Origin of the sequence: Flavobacterium frigoris PS1 (assembly GCF_000252125.1) — a bacterium.
GTDB lineage: Bacteria > Bacteroidota > Bacteroidia > Flavobacteriales > Flavobacteriaceae > Flavobacterium > Flavobacterium frigoris_A.
The window spans coordinates 1-20723 of sequence record NZ_AHKF01000017.1 but is presented as its reverse complement, the minus strand read 5'-3'; the positions used below and the strand labels follow the sequence as shown (position 1 = coordinate 20723).

The 20723-nt window shown below is 35.0% G+C and carries 20 protein-coding genes; 8 read left to right on the top strand and 12 right to left on the bottom strand.

Annotation, left to right across the window (positions count from 1 at the left end):
* Window positions 1–18: 18 nt before the first annotated feature.
* Window positions 19–726, bottom strand: coding sequence for a lipoyl(octanoyl) transferase LipB (gene lipB, locus HJ01_RS07725; protein WP_007137797.1), 708 nt, complete (start codon window positions 724–726; stop codon window positions 19–21).
* An 86-nt stretch (window positions 727–812) separates the two neighbouring features.
* Window positions 813–1538, bottom strand: coding sequence for a hypothetical protein (locus HJ01_RS07720; protein ID WP_007137796.1), 726 nt, complete (start codon window positions 1536–1538; stop codon window positions 813–815).
* A 288-nt stretch (window positions 1539–1826) separates the two neighbouring features.
* On the opposite strand from HJ01_RS07720, the gene lysS reads away from it, so the two are divergent.
* Complete coding sequence (gene lysS / locus HJ01_RS07715) at window positions 1827–3530, top strand: lysine--tRNA ligase (protein ID WP_007137795.1); 1704 nt, start codon at window positions 1827–1829, stop codon at window positions 3528–3530.
* 74 nt (window positions 3531–3604) lie between these two features.
* On the opposite strand, the gene HJ01_RS07710 is transcribed toward lysS, so the two are convergent.
* Window positions 3605–5218 carry a hypothetical protein gene (locus HJ01_RS07710; protein ID WP_007137794.1) on the bottom strand — a complete coding sequence of 538 codons (1614 nt, stop codon included), beginning with the start codon at window positions 5216–5218 and terminating at the stop codon, window positions 3605–3607.
* 427 nt (window positions 5219–5645) lie between these two features.
* On the opposite strand from HJ01_RS07710, the gene HJ01_RS17960 reads away from it, so the two are divergent.
* Window positions 5646–5768, top strand: coding sequence for a hypothetical protein (locus tag HJ01_RS17960; protein ID WP_007137792.1), 123 nt, complete (start codon window positions 5646–5648; stop codon window positions 5766–5768).
* A 101-nt stretch (window positions 5769–5869) separates the two neighbouring features.
* Here the strand turns inward: HJ01_RS17960 and HJ01_RS07705 are convergent, their stop codons facing one another.
* From HJ01_RS07705 to HJ01_RS07685, 5 genes are all read right to left on the bottom strand, one after another.
* Window positions 5870–7678, bottom strand: a complete 1809-nt coding sequence (locus HJ01_RS07705; protein WP_007137791.1) for a hypothetical protein — start codon at window positions 7676–7678, stop codon at window positions 5870–5872.
* Between the two features lie 150 nt (window positions 7679–7828).
* On the bottom strand, window positions 7829–8800 hold the full coding sequence (locus HJ01_RS07700) for a hypothetical protein (RefSeq protein ID WP_007137790.1): 972 nt from the start codon (window positions 8798–8800) through the stop codon (window positions 7829–7831).
* Between the two features lie 4 nt (window positions 8801–8804).
* The gene (locus HJ01_RS07695) at window positions 8805–9842 is read right to left on the bottom strand and encodes a cytochrome-c peroxidase (RefSeq protein ID WP_007137789.1); all 1038 of its coding nucleotides are present in this window, start codon (window positions 9840–9842) and stop codon (window positions 8805–8807) included.
* Between the two features lie 144 nt (window positions 9843–9986).
* The gene (locus tag HJ01_RS07690; RefSeq protein ID WP_007137788.1) at window positions 9987–10784 is read right to left on the bottom strand and encodes an MbnP family protein; all 798 of its coding nucleotides are present in this window, start codon (window positions 10782–10784) and stop codon (window positions 9987–9989) included.
* A 109-nt stretch (window positions 10785–10893) separates the two neighbouring features.
* Entirely contained in the window at window positions 10894–11268 is a 375-nt protein-coding gene (locus HJ01_RS07685) for a hypothetical protein (protein WP_238531078.1), read from the bottom strand.
* Between the two features lie 126 nt (window positions 11269–11394).
* Between HJ01_RS07685 and HJ01_RS07680 the strand changes: the two genes are divergently transcribed.
* Complete coding sequence (locus HJ01_RS07680) at window positions 11395–11856, top strand: hypothetical protein (RefSeq protein ID WP_007137786.1); 462 nt, start codon at window positions 11395–11397, stop codon at window positions 11854–11856.
* A gap of 42 nt (window positions 11857–11898) precedes the next feature.
* On the opposite strand, the gene hemL is transcribed toward HJ01_RS07680, so the two are convergent.
* The 4 genes from hemL to HJ01_RS07660 form a co-directional block, all read right to left on the bottom strand.
* On the bottom strand, window positions 11899–13185 hold the full coding sequence (gene hemL / locus HJ01_RS07675; RefSeq protein ID WP_007137785.1) for a glutamate-1-semialdehyde 2,1-aminomutase: 1287 nt from the start codon (window positions 13183–13185) through the stop codon (window positions 11899–11901).
* A 51-nt stretch (window positions 13186–13236) separates the two neighbouring features.
* Complete coding sequence (locus HJ01_RS07670) at window positions 13237–14121, bottom strand: glucosaminidase domain-containing protein (RefSeq protein WP_007137784.1); 885 nt, start codon at window positions 14119–14121, stop codon at window positions 13237–13239.
* The gene (locus HJ01_RS07665) at window positions 14114–15010 is read right to left on the bottom strand and encodes a 1-aminocyclopropane-1-carboxylate deaminase/D-cysteine desulfhydrase (RefSeq protein WP_040473798.1); all 897 of its coding nucleotides are present in this window, start codon (window positions 15008–15010) and stop codon (window positions 14114–14116) included. Before HJ01_RS07665 ends, HJ01_RS07670 begins: the two co-directional genes overlap by 8 nt.
* 206 nt (window positions 15011–15216) lie before the next feature.
* On the bottom strand, window positions 15217–15558 hold the full coding sequence (locus tag HJ01_RS07660) for a hypothetical protein (RefSeq protein WP_007137782.1): 342 nt from the start codon (window positions 15556–15558) through the stop codon (window positions 15217–15219).
* A gap of 294 nt (window positions 15559–15852) precedes the next feature.
* On the opposite strand from HJ01_RS07660, the gene HJ01_RS07655 reads away from it, so the two are divergent.
* The 5 genes from HJ01_RS07655 to HJ01_RS07635 all read left to right on the top strand — a co-directional run bounded on the left by HJ01_RS07655 (window position 15853) and on the right by HJ01_RS07635 (window position 20432).
* Window positions 15853–16032 (top strand): DUF5522 domain-containing protein, encoded by a 180-nt coding sequence (locus HJ01_RS07655; protein ID WP_007137781.1) that lies wholly within the window; start codon window positions 15853–15855, stop codon window positions 16030–16032.
* A gap of 228 nt (window positions 16033–16260) precedes the next feature.
* Entirely contained in the window at window positions 16261–18243 is a 1983-nt protein-coding gene (locus HJ01_RS07650; protein ID WP_007137780.1) for a urocanate hydratase, read from the top strand.
* 49 nt (window positions 18244–18292) lie between these two features.
* Window positions 18293–18820: a DUF4136 domain-containing protein gene (locus HJ01_RS07645; RefSeq protein WP_007137779.1), complete on the top strand. Its 528-nt coding sequence runs from the start codon at window positions 18293–18295 to the stop codon at window positions 18818–18820.
* Between the two features lie 67 nt (window positions 18821–18887).
* Window positions 18888–19295: a group III truncated hemoglobin gene (locus tag HJ01_RS07640; protein ID WP_007137778.1), complete on the top strand. Its 408-nt coding sequence runs from the start codon at window positions 18888–18890 to the stop codon at window positions 19293–19295.
* Window positions 19296–19301: 6 nt separating this feature from the next.
* Window positions 19302–20432: an esterase-like activity of phytase family protein gene (locus tag HJ01_RS07635; RefSeq protein WP_007137777.1), complete on the top strand. Its 1131-nt coding sequence runs from the start codon at window positions 19302–19304 to the stop codon at window positions 20430–20432.
* Window positions 20433–20723 lie beyond the last annotated feature (291 nt).

Here is a 20723-nt window from a genome sequence, read left to right as displayed (position 1 = left end):
TTGTCAGTGGTAAATCTGCTAGTTAGATTTCTCGAAAGTAGCTTCAAAAATATTGGCGAAATGTTTCAGAATTTTTGCTTTCACTTCTTCTTCATCCACTCTTTCAACACCAAGTTCAACGTTTAATGTAGTGACTGCTTTCCCGCGAATACCGCAGGGAATGATATTGTCAAAATAACCTAAATCAGCATTTACGTTTAAAGCAAATCCGTGCATAGTTACCCAACGCGAGGCACGAACACCCATGGCACAAATTTTACGTGCAAATGGCGTTCCTACACCTAGCCAAACTCCAGTTTCGCCTTCACTTCGACCACATTCCAAACCGTACTCTTGTAATGTAAGAATGATAGACTCTTCCAGAAAACGCAAGTATTTATGAATATCAGTAAAGAAATTTTCTAAATCTATAATTGGGTAACCCACAATTTGCCCTGGGCCATGATAGGTAATATCACCACCACGATTAATTTTATAAAAAGTTGCTCCTTTGTCTTCCAGTTGCTTTTCAGATAACAATAAATTAGTTAAGTCACCACTTTTGCCTAAAGTATACACATGCGGATGTTCTACAAAAAGAAAGTAATTTGGAGTTTCAAGATTAAGTTCTTCTCTCCTATTCCTGATTTTTAAGTCAACGATTGCTTTAAAAAGTTCCTCTTGGTATTCCCAAGTTTCTTTGTAGTCTTTATTTCCTAAATCTTGAAGTTGGATTGTTTTGTTCATTTCTTTTTAAAAGTGCAAAGGTTTTGAACTACAAAGGTACAAAGTTTTAGATTGAAGTTGCAAAGGTTAATGGCGTACTAAAACCACTATTCAAGAATCACATCTAAATTTGTACTTTCTGGGTTTTGCAAAAAATCGAAGACTAAAAACTGTAATTCTAAGCTTTTTTTGTCGGGACTAATTACGGCATTGCTATTTGAAACCGATTTAATTTTATAAGAAAAATGATAGTTTAAAGTATAAGTTTGTACCAATTTAAAACTAGCAAGTCGTTTTTTATATTCTTCCATTTTATCCTTTTCTTTTTGAAAGATATTCTCATCTGTAATAGTAACAATTCTATTAAAATGATTTCCATTCAAAGTATAACGGATGTTGTAATAATGCTCCTCAGCTGTTAAAGCATAATTATGTTTAATGTCATCTGCGTAATTTTCCGTTTTAGAAAGATCTGCTATGTCTTCTACCTTTTTAAAAGCTTGTGTAATTGTGGTTCTAAATTCTTTGTCAAAAGCACTTTTCTTGATATGGACTTTTACATTTTTAAAGCTGTTAAAAAGCGCTTGTTCAGTTGAAGTATATCTAATAAAATTAGCATTATAGTTGTCGATGTACTCCTGAAACACATAAGTTGTGTCTTTAAAAACGGTTTCTTTCGAATATTCCTCGCCTGCAATTTGCATATAGCTACTTTCGTTCCTGTGACTGTCAAATTCAATAGTTCCACTATTATCTGGGTTAATATGTAAAGTTTCGGTAACCTCACAACTAGTCAATAGTATTAGTAGTAGCAACAAAAAAGCGTGTTTCATTTTAATTTAAAATTTTAATGAAGCTAAATGTACACTAGATGCCCTTTTTAAATAGCACATTTAACAAAATATTCTTACAAATTCTACTCGTTATAAATTAGCCCCGATAGTAGCGATATCCCGAACCTTTTTTTGGTGAGGATAAAGCGAATAGCGGGACTGTTCGTTCTTAAAAACCTAGTGTTTCTGCTCCTAAAATTAATCGTTATATTAAACTAACATTCAACTTTTTCACTTTGCTACTTTAACACATAAAGACTATCTTTGCGCTCTTAAAATCAGAATAAAATGGCATTATCAGAACAAGAAATTATCCGTAGAGAAAAACTACAAAACTTACGCAATTTGGGAATTAACCCTTATCCAGCTAATCTTTTTCCAGTAAATCATACTTCGAAACAAATAAAGGAAAGCTTTGAAGAAGGTAAAAAGGTGATTGTTGCCGGGCGTTTGATGAGTGTAAGAGATCAAGGAAAAGCTTGTTTTGCTGAATTGCAAGATAGCGAAGGCCGCATACAATTGTATGTAAACCGCGATGTGTTGTGTGAGGGAGATGACAAAACATTGTACAATCAGGTATTTAAAAAATTAACCGACTTAGGTGATTTCATAGGTATCGAAGGTGAATTGTTTACTACCAAAGTAGGCGCACAATGTATTCGTGTGGACGAATTTACTTTTTTAAGTAAAACATTACGTCCGTTGCCTTTACCGAAAGTTGATGAAGATGGAAAAGTACACGATGCTTTCAATGACGCCGAATTGCGTTACAGAATGCGTTATGTAGATTTGACCGTAAATCAACATGTGAAAGAAACATTTATCAAGAGAACAAAATTGTTCAATGCTATGCGTGGTTTCTTTAACGATGCAGGATACCTTGAGGTTGAAACTCCTGTTTTACAATCGATTCCTGGTGGAGCCGCGGCGCGTCCGTTTATCACGCACCATAACTCACTTGATATGCCACTGTATATGCGTATTGCAAATGAGTTGTACTTAAAAAGATTAATTGTAGGTGGATTTGATGGAGTGTATGAGTTTTCTAAAAACTTCCGTAACGAGGGAATGGATAGAACACACAACCCAGAATTCACAGCGATGGAAATATATGTAGCTTACAAAGACTACAACTGGATGATGGAATTTACTGAAAATTTACTTGAGCATTGCGCTGTCAGTGTAAACGGTACAAGTGAAGCAACTTTTGGTGAACATAAAATCAATTTCAAAGCGCCTTATGCTCGTGTTACAATGACTGATTCTATCAAGCATTTCACAGGTTTTGATATTTCTGGTAAAACAGAAGCTGAACTTTATGAAGCTGCTAAAGGAATGGGAATTGAAGTTGATGCTACAATGGGTAAAGGAAAATTGATTGATGAAATTTTTGGAGCTAAATGTGAAGGAAATTATATTCAACCAACATTCATTACTGATTATCCTAAGGAAATGTCACCACTTTGTAAAGAGCACCGTGACAATCCTGAATTGACAGAACGTTTTGAATTAATGGTTTGTGGTAAAGAAGTGGCCAATGCCTACTCCGAATTAAATGACCCTATTGATCAACGCGCCCGTTTTGAAGACCAAATGCGTTTAGCTGAAAAGGGAGATGATGAAGCAACTGGAATTATTGATGAAGATTTCTTAAGAGCACTTGAATACGGTATGCCTCCTACATCTGGATTAGGAATAGGAATGGACCGTTTAATGATGTTCTTGACAAATAATGCTTCTATTCAAGAAGTATTGTTCTTCCCGCAAATGCGTCCAGAGAAAAAACAAGTTGCTGTTGAGTTAGAGGCTGACGAAAAAACAATTGTTGCTATTTTACAAGCGAATGAAAACCAAATGGAATTTGGTTTACTAAAAATTAAATCAGAATTAAGCGGTAAAAAGTGGGATAAAGCCATGAAAAACCTTTCTTCTCTTGGAATGACTGAAGTAGTTGTTGATGGCGATGTGAAAGCATGCCGATTGAAAGGATAATTCCAATACTATTCTATATAAAAAAGGAGCTTCGATCGAAGCTCCTTTTTTATTATTCTAATCTAGGTAAAATCTTATTTCAAACTATTAAAGGTATCGGTGTAGTTCCCTTTGATGGTTACACCACTATTTTTAGTTACCTTACCGTAAATAGTAATGCTAGATCCAGACCCTACAAATTCTATTGTAGCACCACTATTTAGTATTAAATTACCATAGAGTACTACACTTCCTTCTACTTTAAAAGTACCATTAATGTTAAAATTAAAGTTGCTACTATTACTATTGTAATTTCCTTGTGCCATGGAACCTTTCATAGTAAAAACACCGCCGCTATTAATATTAACACCTTGCTTTATTGAAAGTGACCCACAAAATGTTAAATTCTGATTGACGTTAATTCCTTGTATCGAAGCAGAACCTTGATAGTTTAAAGTTTCGCCTGAATTAACATTTAACCATTGTCCTCCATTATAAGTTTGAAAATTGGAACAATCAATGGTTGGTACCGTAACTTTTTTGACAATTTTCAAACCACCTGAGCCTGTTGCTACAAAAATGTAATCACCTACACTTTTTACATAATTTGCAGAACCTCCTAAGGAAATACTACCTAATGATACTAAGTTTGAAGTTTGTTTTTGATACACAGCAATTCCAGCTGCACCATTGGCAGCGTATGCATAATCACCATTAACAGAAACTGCATTTGTCACCACGTCAGATGGGCTAACGCCTGCTATAGCTGTTGGCAATGATAGTGTTTGCAAAAGACTTCCTGTGGCACTATAAACCAATAAACCACTGTACCCTTGAGCTACTAATATATTATCACCTTGAAAGTCAATAGTTCTTTTTGCTTCAGCCACATCAGTAGTTGCTGCGAAAGAAGAAACCAAACTCATAGAATCTGCATTGTATACTTTTACACCTTCTTTACCACTAAGTACAACCACTTTATTATTAATATAACCCAAAGCTCTTAAATCGGCTATAGGAATGGTTACTTTAATACTATTAGTTGTTTTATCTATTTTTGCTAAAACTCCATTATTACCTGAAACAGCAAAATAGTCGTTGGTCGCAACCGCTACTCCGGTGCCTACGTAGCTCAACAAAGGTATGTTAGAATAATCAGTCGTTAAAAGTCCGTTTTGCAACGGCATTTTCGCAACAAAAGCTGGAGTAGTTAAGTTCGCATTAGCATCAACACTTGTTGCGCCAGAAAAATACAAATTACCATTATCGTAAATTACAGTACTAATATCAGTATTAGGTAAAATCGCTTGAACTACAAGTTTAGGATTATTTGGCTCAGAAATATCGATAACATCAAGTCCTCCTAAATAAGTTTCTCCTACAGTATTGTAGGATACGTACACATATTTATCCTTTACATCAACATGAGTTGCTGTAAGAGTTTTTCCTTCATAAACAGGAGGATTAACTTCAGCTACTAGGGACATTGGAAACTTGTCAGTTTCAGATGTTGCAGCATTTCTAGAAGTCAAATTAGAACCTACTAAATTAATTACACCAGAGCTAGAATGATCCATTCTTGCGTTTAGAGAATTAGCATCTGAATTTAAAATTACTTTTTCTTCTTTACCAGAAAGATCATCATTTGATTGACAGGATTGACTAAGTGCCATTACTAGCAAGCCAAAGGCTATGATTTTAGTTTTCATTATTTTACTATATTTAAGGAAGGCAAACCTACAATTTAAAAAAATGTCAAACAAATACTTTCTGTATTTTCATTCGATTTTTCTGACAATAAATATTATACAAAATCTTTGCTGGTGTATTTGAATTGCTTGCGTTTTGCTATAGAAAATAAAGCCAAAAGACAGTCAAAATAATTTAAAAAAAACAGTTTAAAATGAGGCGGCGCCCTGCAAACCATTATTCTAATACTATAATTTGTTGCGTTTAGTCTGCAAATTCAGAAATATTGACAGTGATCGAATAGACTCATCCCTCAGTAAAATACTCCAATCAGTTTTTTACTGCTCATATTTTCCTTATCTCACTTCAATACTCACTAAACCATGTCCTAACATTATATGGAACTGTTGTTTAGATCTTTAAAAGAAACGCTTTTACTAGCTTATTATGATCAGTTTATTAGCCTACTTTGGAGGACGAATAGGAGACTTCGATTTGAAGCTTGGTTATGGTAGAATATTAAAAAAACTAGATGGAATACTTGCCGTCATTAATGAATTAAAAGCATAAATAAAGCTCATTGAGCCCATAGCATAATCTTGTTTTGTGTATTATTTTTTCAAGACAAAATATAAAAAAAGCGACTTGAAATTTCAAGCCGCTTTCCTATTTTATGCTATTTCCAATTCTGGAATTTTTATGTTTGATAGCTCCTCTTTATAAAAACGAAGCAGGTCCTGAATCTTCCCATTTTCAGAAGAAAGTCTGGGTAAAAATAAGGATTGGTAATATTCAATTCCTTCTCCTAAATTCTTCTTAAATGCCTTCCATTTTTTAATTTGGCCGGCTGTTATCTCCTCAGAAACTGTTGCAATTTCATTGTTCAAATAATCAAGATACATTTTCAATTCCTTTACAAACATATTCGGACGATTCGTTTCAGTCAACACGGAATCATTTCCATAAATATGTTGTACCATTTTTGAAAGTGACACTTCTTTGTCGAAATAAGCCATGTTAGGCCCTGGACAAATTACAACTCCTTGAGCCTGTCCTTTGATTTTAATGTCATTTTCTAAATAGGATGCATTTGCTAAACCTACACAAAGACAGGACTTTTCAGTGATTTTATTTTTTGCATTCTCGAAAGTTTCAACAGAAAAAGTGTCTTTTTTAGTTTCCAATTCCTCTAGTTTTACGTCTTGGTATTTTTTAGAAGCAGTACATATTCCTTTAGCGCCAAATTCTTTGCTTAGCGCCAAAAACTTTTTTGGACAGGAGCTACCTGCATTGCTTTCTTGTATGCGTTTTTGTTTCAGCATTTCATTTGTTGTTCCTCTCAAAGTATTAAAAGGAATTCCCAGAGGAGAAATATGACTCAAATACAAATCCTCTTCTTTGGCTTTCGCCAATAATTTACGTGTGGATTCATCAACTGATGTGGCTTCCGGAACCAACAAAAATGGCGAACCCCAGCCCACAGAATCAACTTCATAATGGTTCAACAGGAAAGCATGCTCTTCAGCAGTTCCTACCCCACCTTGAACGGTGATTTTTAATTCCAATGGCTTCTCAGGAACATGTTTCCCTTTAATGGTTAGGGCTTTCACCATTAACTCATGTGCAGATTGAATCAATTGTTCTTTTTTCTCTTTGAATTCTTCTAAAATTGGGCCCAATAAATAGCCCTCAGTAGCAAAAGCATGTCCTCCGCAATTCAGGCCAGATTCTATTCGGTATTCAGAAACCCAAAGGCCTTTTTTAGCCAGAAAATTTCCTTGTATCATAGCCGATCTAAAATCGCTGACTTTAAGGATGATTTTCTTATTCAAATGGTTGTTAGCATCTGGAAAAAAGACATCAAAACTCTCAAAATAACTGTACAATCTCGGATTCATTCCAGCTGAAAGCACCACCGAAGAAGTCAGCGTACTATTAGCAAAACCACGAAGTGAAGCATGAGCATCATTAAACTCAGTAGCTAATTGCTCGTCTTTGATAAAATTATCTTTATCGACTTTCGTCATGATATTAACATCAATATCACCTGTAGTTAGATTGTTTTCAAGAAAATTTTTGATATTTTCCTTAAAAGTGAGTCCATCATCTACTAAATTTTGTAAACCCAGTTTTATCTCTGATTTATTTGGCAACATGGCAATATAATTCTCTAATGCCTGTTTGCTTTCAGCCAACTCATTTTTGAAATTGTCGAATTTGTCCTTTACGATTTTGTCTACCAAGTTCAAATAAGAAGTGATTCGTTCCGCACGGTAATCGTGAATTTTCTGAGTAGTTTCCTTGTAAGGAATACCAAATTTGGTACTGTAAAAAGCACTCATTTTTTCAATAAGATCATCATCTATGATTGAAATCACAGAGGAGATGCCATACTTTGCTACTCGAATTGGACTATCAATAGTATATGCTAATCCCATTACCGGAATGTGAAATGTATGTAACGGTTTAGTTGTTGTCATGGAAATATTTTTTAAATATTAATCCACAAATATTAGTATTTTAATGCAGTAAAAAGCTGATATATATCATGTGACGATTATTCTTGAAAAATTAAACCCAACGCCTTTCAAGAAAGTTGTTGGGTTTTAAAAAAAAAGTACTCTTTTATCCTATAGAGTGTAATTCAAATTTACGCTCCATCTATAATTAGCTTCTATTCTTCCGCTCGATAAGTTTTGACTTAAAGGTAGCATAGCATTAACTCCTACTGAGAATTTATCTTTCCCTACTTCGACACCAAATTTACTAAAGAGAACATCTCCCGAAGTATCCGGTACTTTTTCGCCATATTGCTTATTAGTTTCGTAGATTTCTCCAGCTAAACCTAATTGAGGTACTAGTTGAACCGAATTTAAATCTAACAGATAAAACAAGGTACTTCCGTAGTTTAACTGGTTCCCAAACTGGTATTTTTTGTCATTTTCTGTCTTCAAAGTATAATTTAGCATCGTATTTAATCCTAAATCTTTCCTTTTTATAACATACTCTGTTAGCAAAAGGTAATCCCAACTTCCTGTACCTAATTGAAAACTTTGATTTACAGTGCCTAGATTATTAGATTCTTTAAATTTTCCTGTAGGCATTTTTACACCGCCACCCACTTGCAAATTATGAGCAAATACAGCACTATCTTTTTGAGTTTGATATACGGAGTAGGTCGCCATAATAGTCACATCTCCTAGCCCACTGATCTTTTCGGTACCAGATGTCAGCGCTCGATCGTGAAAGTGATACGGAATCAAAGCCGTAATCTGAATCTTATCAGAAATAGGGATTTTTGCCCAAACTTGAGTCGTATTAAAATTTTCATCAATCCAAGGAGAGTTAGCAAAAATTCCGTCCCTACTACTATAACTTTGATTAAAGTAGCGAACTCCAACAAAATTAGCATTAAGCATCGAGCTGAACCCCATACTACCGCCACTAGCTGAACAACCGCAGGCATCGCAGTCAAAATCCATTACAGCCTCAAATTGCATTTTCTGAAATGTAAAACCTGAAATGCTGTCTTTTACCGTTTTCGCTGTTGCCAACTGAACAGCTAATAAAGTAAAAAGAGATATTATGATTGTATTTTTCATTGTATTAATATTCTGAAAATCGTTTATCAGTAAGATATTGATTGTCGGTTAATGTTTTTAAGAAAGCAATTAATTGCACTTTTTCTGTAGCCGAAAGCGAAATCCCAAGTCGGCCATTTTGTTGTAAAATAGGGTCCAAAGTAGCTGATGCGACAACTCCAGAACTATAATGATTTAGTACCGATTCTAGCGAACCAAAACGGCCATCATGCATGTAAGGTGCAGTCATCTCAACATTACGTAAACTAGGCACTTTAAATTTATAATAATCTTGTACCAACTCTGTTACTCTGTAACGTCCCACATCATTAATTAATGGATTTATAGCAAGACCGTTGTTTCTAAAAGAATCATCAGTCATTAAATCCGTTGCGTGGCAAGAAGCACATTTCGCTTTAAAAATAATGTACCCAGCGGCTTCTTCATTACTGAAAGTCCCTGCTATTTCATTGCGTCTATAATGATCAAATTTAGAATTAGATGAGGTCAACATCACCATAAATTGCGAAAGTGCTTTAAGCATATTCTCAACAGATACAGCACCATCAGCAAAAGATTCTTTATACAATTGTTTATAGGTTTTATCAGCTTTCATCATAGCGAGAATAGCATTTAAATCCCCATTCATTTCTATCGCACTTGTCAATGGTATTATAGGTTGTAAATCTAAATGGCTTGCCGCTCCATCATACATAAATACAGATTGATAGGCTAAGTTTTGAATAGAAGGTGCGTTTCTAGTCCCTAATGCATTATCAACACCATGACTTACAGTGTGTCCGTGATGGGTAAAGGCATTTTCTTGCAGGTGACAAAACCCACAAGACACTAGTCCATCTGAAGCTAAACGGCCGTCATAGAATAATTTTTTACCTAATTCAAATCCTTTTTCGGTAGGAGCATTTAAGCTGATATCATATTTCAGGTCAGGAAAATTAGAGGGTACTGAGAAATCTAATGGTAGATTCACATACTCGTCATCCTGATCTGAGCAACTAAATAATAACGGAATGAGTAGCCAAAGAAAATGATTTGTTTTCATGGTTTTAAATTTAGATAAAAGCACAAAAGCTTTGGTTTAGCCCCGGTTGCAGAGGCATCCTTTTTTTTTATTTCAAAAAAAAGATACAGCGAAAAACGGAACCTAATTTCTTTATACAAAACTCTTGTGCTCCTAAAAATGAAATTAATCGTTATGAACGTGGTCTACTGAAAACATAGTTGCAACGTTTGCAGTTATTAATGGTAAGTTAGCACCTCCCATGATATTTGCACCCGTTCCATTAGGATTATTATCAGAAAGTTTGATCACATTTGTGCTATTTAAAATCTTAGCCAAGTCAGTAATAATGTGAATTTGCGGTGTAATTGTGCTTCTTACTAGTGCTTTTGTCTTTAAATCTAGCGCAACAGTAGTGTAGTTATAATCAGTCCCTGTTTGTCCTGTATGTACTTTAAACGGAACTGGAGTAGTAACTGTTGCAGAAGTAAAAGTTCCTTCAAAAGCTACAAATTTGTAACCCGCTGACCAGCTCCACATCATTCCTGCTGCTTGTGCTGTTGCTAAGAAATCACCTTGACCAGTTGCACCGGCCTGCCATTGCTCTTTATCAACTCCAACACCAAAAGTAACTTTAGTATAATTAGCTGCAGGAAGGTCTTTAAGATTCAATACATGTGTCGCTATATCAGCTTCGTTTACTATGAAATAGCTTTCACTTTTTGGATATGTAAAAGTGGTTCCATCTTCTTTTGTAAGGACAATATTACTGATAATGTATTTTATGCTACTAATTTTAAGGACTTCGTTGCTTACTGTAGTATTCGCTTGTGTATCTAGAATTAGATCATCTCCTTTAAAAGAATTATCGAATTCTATTGCTAAATTTCCTGTTCCTGAAATTGTTTCGTCATCATTAGAACATGCAGTAAATGTTGCGCTCAAAGCTAAAACAGCTATGGCTTTGTATATTAAATTTTTCATTTTTTAAGGGTAATTTCTTTTTTTATAAATTTTAAAATAGGGCGTATCACAAAGATTCCCATTAGGCTTTCGCCGAAGGAAATAGAGATACTAAAAGTTTATTTACTATTTAAGAAATGAAAATGGGTGGGTGAAAAATAGAATTAGAATTCAAATGCGAATAAAGATTTCTGCATTTTGAATTGAATAAAGGTTTGATTTCAATAATTGAAAATGCAAAATTAAATGAGTCTTGTTCTTCAACAAAAAGGTCTATTAACTTATTTGCACTTTGTTTTTTTTCAGTGGAATTGGTTTTATCATCCTCTGAAGCTTTTGCCAATTCTTTCATCAAATGACACTTTCCATTACATTTCAGTTCTGGTTTTGCTTTATTGATACAAAGTACTTTTGAGATGTAGTCATAATTAACAGCATAATCTAAAACCGGGAATATGGGTTTTAGAAACAAAACAATAATTATTATGACTGCAATTTTTTTCACGATGCAAAGATATAATACCGTTATTTAATATATCTAATAAATATCAGCTTTTATTAAACTTTTGTTAAGGCTTAAACCATCGAGACATATCGCTGTCTTATCACTATAAACATTAAAATAAAAAAAATGAAAAAATTAATTATCGCCGCATTATTAGTTGTTGGAATGACAAGCTTTGCGCAACAAGGAAATAAAACTGACAAAAGACAAGGTAGAGCTGAAATGGAAAAATTCACTCCTGAACAGCGAAACGAGCTGATGTTGAAAAAAATGACATTAGAATTAGATTTGTCATCAAAACAACAAGCTCAAATGAAAAGTGTCATTGCTGAGAAAAGTGCTAAACGTGAAGCAATGATGGAGGCACGAAAAGAAAACAAAGAAAAAATGACAAGCGACCAACGTTTTGCCATGAAAAGCAAAATGATGGATGAGCAAATTGCAATGAAAGCTAAAATGAAATCTATATTATCAGCAGAGCAATTTGAAAAATGGGATGCTATGAAAGCAAAACATCATAAAAAAAGAGGAATGCACCAAAGAAAAGGAATGCATAACGAGACCAAAAAAGAAGAAATGAAAAAATAATTAAAAAAAACTCTCGGTTGATAGCCGAGAGTTTTTTTTGTTCTAGAAAGTTTTAGAAACTTTATCTATAGCTTGAATAGTAAAATCCAGATCTTCATAAGTAAGCGCATCGGTAATAAACCAAGTCTCATAGGCAGATGGCGCAATATAAATCCCTTCCTGCAATAATCCGTGGAAGAATTTCTTGAAGGTTTCATTGTCTCCGTTTCCGGCAGACTTAAGATCTACTACTGGGGCCGCATCAAAATGTACTGAAATCATTGATCCTATTCTATTGATCGTAAAAACAACATTATTTGCTTCTAAAACCTTTTCAATTCCTTCGTGTAAGTATGCTGTTTTCTCAGCTAATCTTTGAAAAATAGCACGATCGTTATCTAATGCTTGCAGCATTGCTAATCCAGCGGCCATTGCCAAAGGATTTCCTGATAAAGTTCCCGCTTGATAAACTGGTCCTAATGGAGCCAAATAATTCATGATGTCCTCACGTGCAGCAAAAGCACCTACTGGTAAACCTCCTCCAATTACTTTTCCAAAACAAACGATATCTGCATCTACACCAGATAATTCTTGAACTCCACCTCTTGCTAGTCGGAATCCAGTCATTACCTCATCAAAAATAAGCAGAATGTCATTAGCTGTACAAAGTTGTCTTAGACCTTCTAAGAACCCTTTGTTCGGAGGAATACAACCCATATTCCCAGCCACAGGCTCTACAATTATAGCGGCAATTTCATTTTTATTAGCTTCGATTAAAGTCCTTACATTTTGTAAATCATTGTAAGTTGCTAATAAAGTATCTTTTGCTGTTCCTGCAGTTACGCCTGGGCTATTTGGCGAACCAAAAGTAATCGCTCCACTTCCCGCCTGAATCAAAAAAGAATCAGAATGACCGTGGTAACAACCTGCGAATTTTATTATTTTATCTTTTTTGGTGAATCCACGTGCTAATCTTACAGCGCTCATACAAGCTTCTGTTCCCGAATTAACAAACCTGATTTTATCAATATTTGGAACCATAGAAACTGCCAAAGCTGCAATTTGAGTTTCTAACTCTGTTGGCATCCCAAAAGAAGTCCCAAGTTTTGCTTTTTCTATTACTGCTTTTACAACCGGTTCAAAAGCGTGACCTAAAATCATAGGTCCCCAAGAGTTGATATAATCTATTAATCGGTTTCCATCCTCATCATACAAATAAGCACCTTTGGCACGTTGTACAAAAATTGGAGTTCCTCCTACTGCTTTGAATGCTCTTACTGGCGAATTTACACCACCTGGAATTACTTTTTCCGCTTCAGCAAAAAGCTGACTACTTCTTTTATATAACATTTATATTTTTTGATATTTTAATTATGATAACTGTATTAATTTTCTAAAATTCTAATTCACAATCAGTTTTTGTCCAATAGAAAGTGTGTTTGCCGAAAGCTTATTCTTCTGCTTTAATTGATCGACTACTAAATTAAATTTTCTTGAAATGGAGTACAAAGTATCTCCTTTTTGTACTACGTAGACATCGCCATTATAACTCTCAACGCTAACAATTCGTACTGATTGTACTTGATTTTCCATAGGTGTGTAGTTGGTTCCCAAAACCTGCGAATCAAATCTCCCTAAATCGTATCTTTGAATGTATGAAATCAATTTCTGTGGATATCTTGGATCGGTGGCATAACCGGCACTTCTAAGCCCTTTTGCCCAAGCTTCGTAATCTTCTTTTGGCAAGCTGAACAAACGGGAATACCTGCCTCTGCCAGTTAGGAATAAAGCGTGATCCTTGAAAGATTCAGCTGGTTCTCCATATTTCCTAAAACATTCTTGTCTGGCATCATCATCATGCCTGACACTTTCCCCTGTCCAATCGTGGCATTTAATTCCAAAATGATTGTTGGCCCTAATTGCCAAATCACCTTTTCCTGCGCCAGATTCTAGTATTCCCTGTGCTAAAATAATACTTGCAGGAATACCATAAATTTTCATGTTACTCATGGCAATATCTTTATATTGGGCAATATAATTAGCCACAATATCATTTGAAACAACCGTTCTCGAAGTTGATTCTATCACTTCATCTTCTTCCTTATCTTGTGCTGCTATTGCTATCTTTTTTACAATTGGTTTAGCAACGTTTGTCCTTTTGTTTGATCGGGAGGGTACTTTTTTTGTAACTACTGGAGCTGATTTTGTTGTGACAATCACCGGTTTTGTAGCGTTGCAACTCACTATTAAAATTGCGGTGAGAATAAGTAGGATTTTTTTAAACATGTATATCTATTATTGGTAATTGTTTATTTTTCAACTTCACATTCATTCCTTTGATTCCTTGTATTCCACCTGTATGAATCAATAAAATTTTTGATTGGGCCGGAAAATAACCCTTCTGTATTTTATCTATAACGCCAAAAACCATCTTTCCAGTATAAATAGGGTCTAAAGGAATTTTATTTTCGACATAAAATTGGTTGATAAAAGTAACTAAATCCTGATTTACTTTCCCATATCCGCCAAAATGATACTCCGTTATCAGTTCCCAATTTTCATTCTGCACAAAAATACGAATTTCATCTTTCAAAAAATCACCTTTTAAAGCTGGAAATCCTAAAATTTTCTGATTCGGTAAAGCACTGTTTATAATTCCCGAAATAGTACCGCCGGTTCCTACCGAACAGCATACAAAATCAAAATCAGAATCTTCTTTAGTTAGAATTTCTTGACAGCCTTTTATGGCCAAGTCATTGGTTCCGCCTTCTGGTATAAGGTAAAAATCACCGTATTGCTTTTTCAAGTTTTCTAAAAATGCAGACTCATTTTTCAAACGATATTCTTCCCTAGAAATGAACTCTAATTGCATACCGCAATTTTGAGCAAATACTAAAGTTGGATTTTCATCAATTTTATCACGTAATTCATCGCCACGAACAATCCCGATGGTTTTGAATCCGTTTTCTTTTCCAGCATAGGCCACAGCGGCAATATGATTAGAAAAAGCCCCTCCAAAAGTGAGTAGCGTTTCTTGATTTTCTTCTTTCGCTTGCAGCAAATTATACTTTAGCTTTCTGAACTTATTTCCTGATACGAATGGATGGATCAAGTCTTCACGTTTTATTGAAACGGAGATTGAATGTGGGAACTCTATAAAAAGCTTTTGATTCAAACGAAATAATTTTTTACAAAGGTAAAATTTATAGCCTACAAAAAGATGCATTAACCATAGATTGTCTCTTTATAACATGTTTTTAAGGCAATATTCCTTTTTCAGTTAAACTTTCTTACCAATTTAGTCTTTTATACCATTAAAAAATCACTAGTACTACTAGATAACTGCTATTGAACCAGGCGGTTTCGTCAGAAAGCAAAACACTACATCGTGCGGTTTTTTATATATTGTATGAAACTAAAAAACCTTCTTTTTTTAAGATAGGAAGTATCCGATTCATTATCATAAGCTTCCCTCTCAAAACTAATATTTCGATAGGCTAAATTCCTGTTTTTATATTGGATTAAACGAACGAAGTATTCTAACATATAGAGTACAAAAAAAGGAAATACTAATAGTTCCAACTGTTGTCGCAAATGAATTCTTTCGTGATTAATAAAAACCATGTTTTCTTTATCGCTACGGTATTTCACAAATACAAAAGGAAATGCCGTCAAGCCGCGATATCCTTTCGGTATTAAATATTTAGTTACAACTAGAAACATTGCTATTAAGGTTTAATAAAAATAACGAAAGTACTAAAAAAATATTCTTCAAAATTGTTCTGAATCGCTCTTACTTTTTAAAACACAAAGTAAAAGAGAAGTATTACTATTGGATTCCTAATTATCCAACATATCTATAAATTAAATTTTCAGCAACAACAAGACACATTCGCTATAAAATTTATAAATTTGTGGTAATAAAATAGTTTAATTTAATGAAAAACTCAATCGTTTGAGCAAATCGGACAATTCGAAATGTTTTAAATAATTTTCACAATAGAATACCCCCAAAACATGATTGACGAGAATAACGAAAATAAATTAATCGAAGGCGAAGATTTCTATTACACCCCAGAAGGTTATAAATGCTTTACTGAAAAACACCACCTAAAAAGAGGGTATTGCTGTAAAAGCGGTTGTCGCCACTGTCCTTACGGTTACGACAAGAAAACGGGAAATATAAAAAAACAGTAATTATTAAATAAAATTTTTAATGGTATTCTTAGTTTTCAAACAATAAAAAACAAAACAATATAAATGGATATTTGCTCACAGAAATTTAGGATTCGAATTCACAAATCCTACCATCGATCGGATATTCGTTATCCATAGTGGTTTCGTTACTATAAAAAGCCCGAGGAAGTTCCAAAGGCATTTTCTACCGAATCAAAACTTTACTAAATTAACGAATCAACATTTAAGATGACTTTCCAAGAACAAATCCAACAAGGAATTCCTACTATACTACCTCAGCCTAAAACGTATGAGGCAGAAATCAATCATGCTCCAAAACGAAAAGAAATTCTATCAGCAGAGGAGAAAAAACTAGCACTTCGTAATGCTTTGCGCTATTTTGAGGCAGAACATCATGCCGAACTAATTCAAGAATTCCGACAAGAATTAGAAACTTATGGACGCATCTATATGTATCGTTTTCGTCCAGATTACGAAATGCGCGCGCGTCCTATCAATGAATATCCCGGTAAATGTGAACAGGCGAAAGCCATTATGTTGATGATTCAAAACAACCTGGATTATGCTGTGGCACAACATCCCCATGAGTTAATTACCTATGGCGGTAATGGTGCCGTTTTCCAGAACTGGGCTCAATACCTATTGACAATGCAATACCTGTCAGAAATGACAGAGGACCAAACCTTGACAATGTATTCCGGACATCCTATGGGATTATTCCCGTCGCACAAAGAAGCACCTAGAGTTGTGGTCACAAATGGAATGGTAATCCCTAATTATTCTAAACCGGATGATTGGGAGAAAATGAATGCCCTAGGCGTATCACAATATGGCCAAATGACCGCAGGAAGTTATATGTACATTGGTCCACAAGGAATTGTACACGGAACAACAATTACGGTGCTCAATGGTTTTAGAAAAATAAAAAAATCTCCAAAAGGTGGTTTATTTGTAACCTCAGGATTAGGAGGTATGAGTGGTGCACAACCCAAAGCGGGTAACATCGCAGGATGCATTACCGTTTGTGCCGAGGTGAATCCGAAAATTACACACATTCGCCACAGCCAAGGCTGGATCAACGAAGTCGTTGAAGATATCAATGAATTGGTTAAAAGAGTCGCTTTGGCGAAAGCCAACAAGGAAACCGTATCTATCGGTTATCTTGGAAATATAGTTGACGTTTGGGAAAAATTTGACCAAGAAAGCATCCATATTGATTTGGGAAGCGACCAAACTTCATTACACAATCCTTGGGCAGGTGGCTATTATCCCGTTGATATCTCTTTTGAAGATGCCAACGAAATGATGGCTAACAACCCTGATCTATTCAAAGAAAAAGTTCAAGAAACGTTACGCAGACATACAGCAGCCATCAACAAACACACTGCTAAAGGAACCTACTTCTTTGACTATGGAAATGCATTCTTACTTGAAGCTTCCCGCGCTGGTGCCGATATTATGGCCGAAAATAATATTGATTTTAGGTATCCAAGTTATGTTCAAGACATCATGGGACCTATGTGCTTTGATTTTGGTTTTGGACCTTTCCGTTGGGTTTGTGCTTCAGGAAAACCAGAAGACTTACAAAAAACGGATGATATTGCCTGCGCTGTTTTGGAAGAAATGGCAAAAACGGCTCCAATTGAAATTCAGCAACAAATGCAGGATAACATCCAATGGATAAAAGGAGCACAAGAAAACAAATTGGTCGTGGGCTCACAAGCCAGAATTTTATATGCCGATGCCGAAGGCCGCATGAAAATTGCCGAAGCTTTTAATCAGGCTATTGCCAAAGGCGAAATAGAAACTGTGGTTTTAGGTCGGGATCATCATGATGTATCAGGGACGGATTCGCCCTACAGAGAAACCTCAAATATTTATGACGGTTCCCGTTTTACTGCTGATATGGCTATTCAAAACGTGATTGGAGACAGTTTCCGCGGCGCTACTTGGGTTTCTATCCATAATGGTGGTGGTGTAGGTTGGGGTGAAGTAATTAATGGTGGATTTGGAATGGTGCTTGATGGATCGAAAGAAGCATCAAAACGAATCGAATCCATGCTTTTCTGGGATGTCAATAACGGGATTTCAAGAAGAAGTTGGGCTCGAAATGAGGGAGCGCTTTTTGCGATAAAAAGAGCTATGGAAAGCCAACCGCTGCTTAAGGTGACCCTGCCGAATATTGTTGCTGATAATTTGTTGGATTTCTAATAAATTGAGCGTATCTTTAGTAAACTTTTAGTAATCAAACATATAAACCATGAGAGCAATTAAAACTCTAGCACTACTCTTTCTATTTATATTGGGTTCTTGTAGCTCAATACGAGTTAATTCTGATTATGACAAATCGGTTAATTTCAGTCAATACAAAACCTATGCATTCCATAAAAGAGGTATTGACAGAGTCGAAATATCTGGATTAGACAAGAAAAGAATTCTTAATGCAATCGATATGGAACTTAGTAAAAAAGGGATGACTAAAAGCGAAAACCCTGATTTACTGATTAATATATTTACCAAAGAAAGAGAACGCATCGATGTAGACCAATACAACGCAGGTTGGGGTTACGGATGGGGATACGGATGGAACCCATACCTTTGGGGAGGACGTACTTACGTTTCTACCTATGTTGAAGGAACGCTATACATTGATTTAATTGATGCCAAGAAAAAAGAATTGGTTTGGGAAGGCGAAGGTGTTGGCTACCTAACGGAAAATCGAGAGCGAAAAGAAAGTCAAATTAATGAATTTGTAGCAAAAATACTGGCACAATTCCCACCAAAATAGAAATAGTCAAAAATTCATTTTTTTATATAAATGGCCTACCTTTGCGTAGGCATTTTTATACCCCATTATGACACAAAATAAAGACATTACTGCACTCGAAGATATTAAATTATTGGTTGACACCTTCTACGGTAAAGTACAAAAAGACGATTTCATCGGTTCTATATTTAATGAGAAAATAGCGAATCGTTGGCCAGAGCATTTGGGAAAAATGTACCGTTTTTGGCAAACTATCCTACTCGAACAACATACTTATACTGGAAGTCCATTTCCTCCACACAAACATCTACCTATTGATAAAGTGCATTTTGACCGATGGATGGAAATTTTTATTGAAACGGTAGATACATTATTTACTGGTGCAATTGCTGACGAAGCAAAACTGCGTGCCAAGAACATGGCTGAGATGTTTAATTACAAGATCAACTATTTTAGAGATGCCGACCAAAAAGGGAATCTTTTAAATTCAAAATAAAATTTCATGCGCAAATTATTATTCCTCGCCTTTTTACCGCTTGCTTTTATATCCTGTTCTAGTCTAAAACGGATTGAAATAGCTAACGCAAATCCTTCCCTAAAATTCATCAATTCTATCGAAGTTCCGTTCAATAAGGAATTTAAAAATACGGTTGTAGGCGGACTGTCCAGTATTGATTATGATGCCAAAAACGATTTGTACTATTTTATATGCGATGACAGAGCAATTTATAATGATGCTCGTTTTTATACGGCCAAAATTCATTTGGGCTCCAATAAAATGGATAGCATCGCTTTTAAAAATGTAGTTTCATTAAAAAATGCCGCTGGAGATAAATACAGCAACTGGGAGATAAAACCAGCTCAATCTATTGATCCAGAAGAACTGCGTTACAACCCGAAAACAAAATCAGTGGTATGGAGCAGTGAAGGCGCTCGTGTTATTGCAAAAGACTTTTCGGTGCTGCAAAATCCCACAGTGCAAACAGCGGATTTAAACGGAAACTATCTAAATGAATACAAGCTACCGGCTAACCTCAATATGCAAAAAGAGGAAAAAGGACCGCGTAGCAATGGCGTCCTTGAAGGAATAGCATTTAATAAAAACTACACAACGCTTTACACAAACGTCGAAGAGCCTTTGTATGAAGATGATGCCGAAGCAACCACTACAAAAGGTGGTATGATTCGCTTATTTGCCTTTGATGTAAAATCCAGAAAAAACACCGCACAATTCGCCTACCTTTTAGACCCTATTGCACACAAACCAAACCCTACAGATGGTTTTGCGGTAAACGGAATAGCAACGATTCAGTATTATGATAAAAACCAACTTTTAGTCGTAGAGCGTTCGTACTCTGTAGGCAGACAAGCGTGTACTATAAAAGTATATTTATGTGATTTCACCAATGCCACAAATGTAAAAAACATTGCTTCACTGAAAGGGCAAGAATTTACCCCAGCATCAAAAAAATTGATTCTTAATATGGATGATTTAGGCATTTTTATTGATAATATCGAAGGAGTTACTTTTGGCCCAAAACTAGCCAATGGCAAACAATCCTTGCTTTTTGTATCTGACAATAATTTCTCTGATAAGCAAAAAACGCAAGTGCTGCTTTTTGAAGTGGACTAAAACAGTGTTTTTTTTTAAATATCAAAATCCGTAACAGTTTGTGTTGCGGATTTTTTTTGGTCTCATTTTTATAAATATCAAAAAATTAATGCTGTTTAAGGTTTCCTCCTAAATACATGAATAACAACAAGTTAATTTTTAAATTAGATTTAAAAACAAAATCTAATTTATCAGATTTTTCAGGAAATAAGTTATTCATTTTATAGGAATAAAAAAACGAGACAAAGTTTCGTGTATAAAATTTGTAGTACATTTTCCGCCCCGAGCTACCGCATTCTATGATAAAAAACA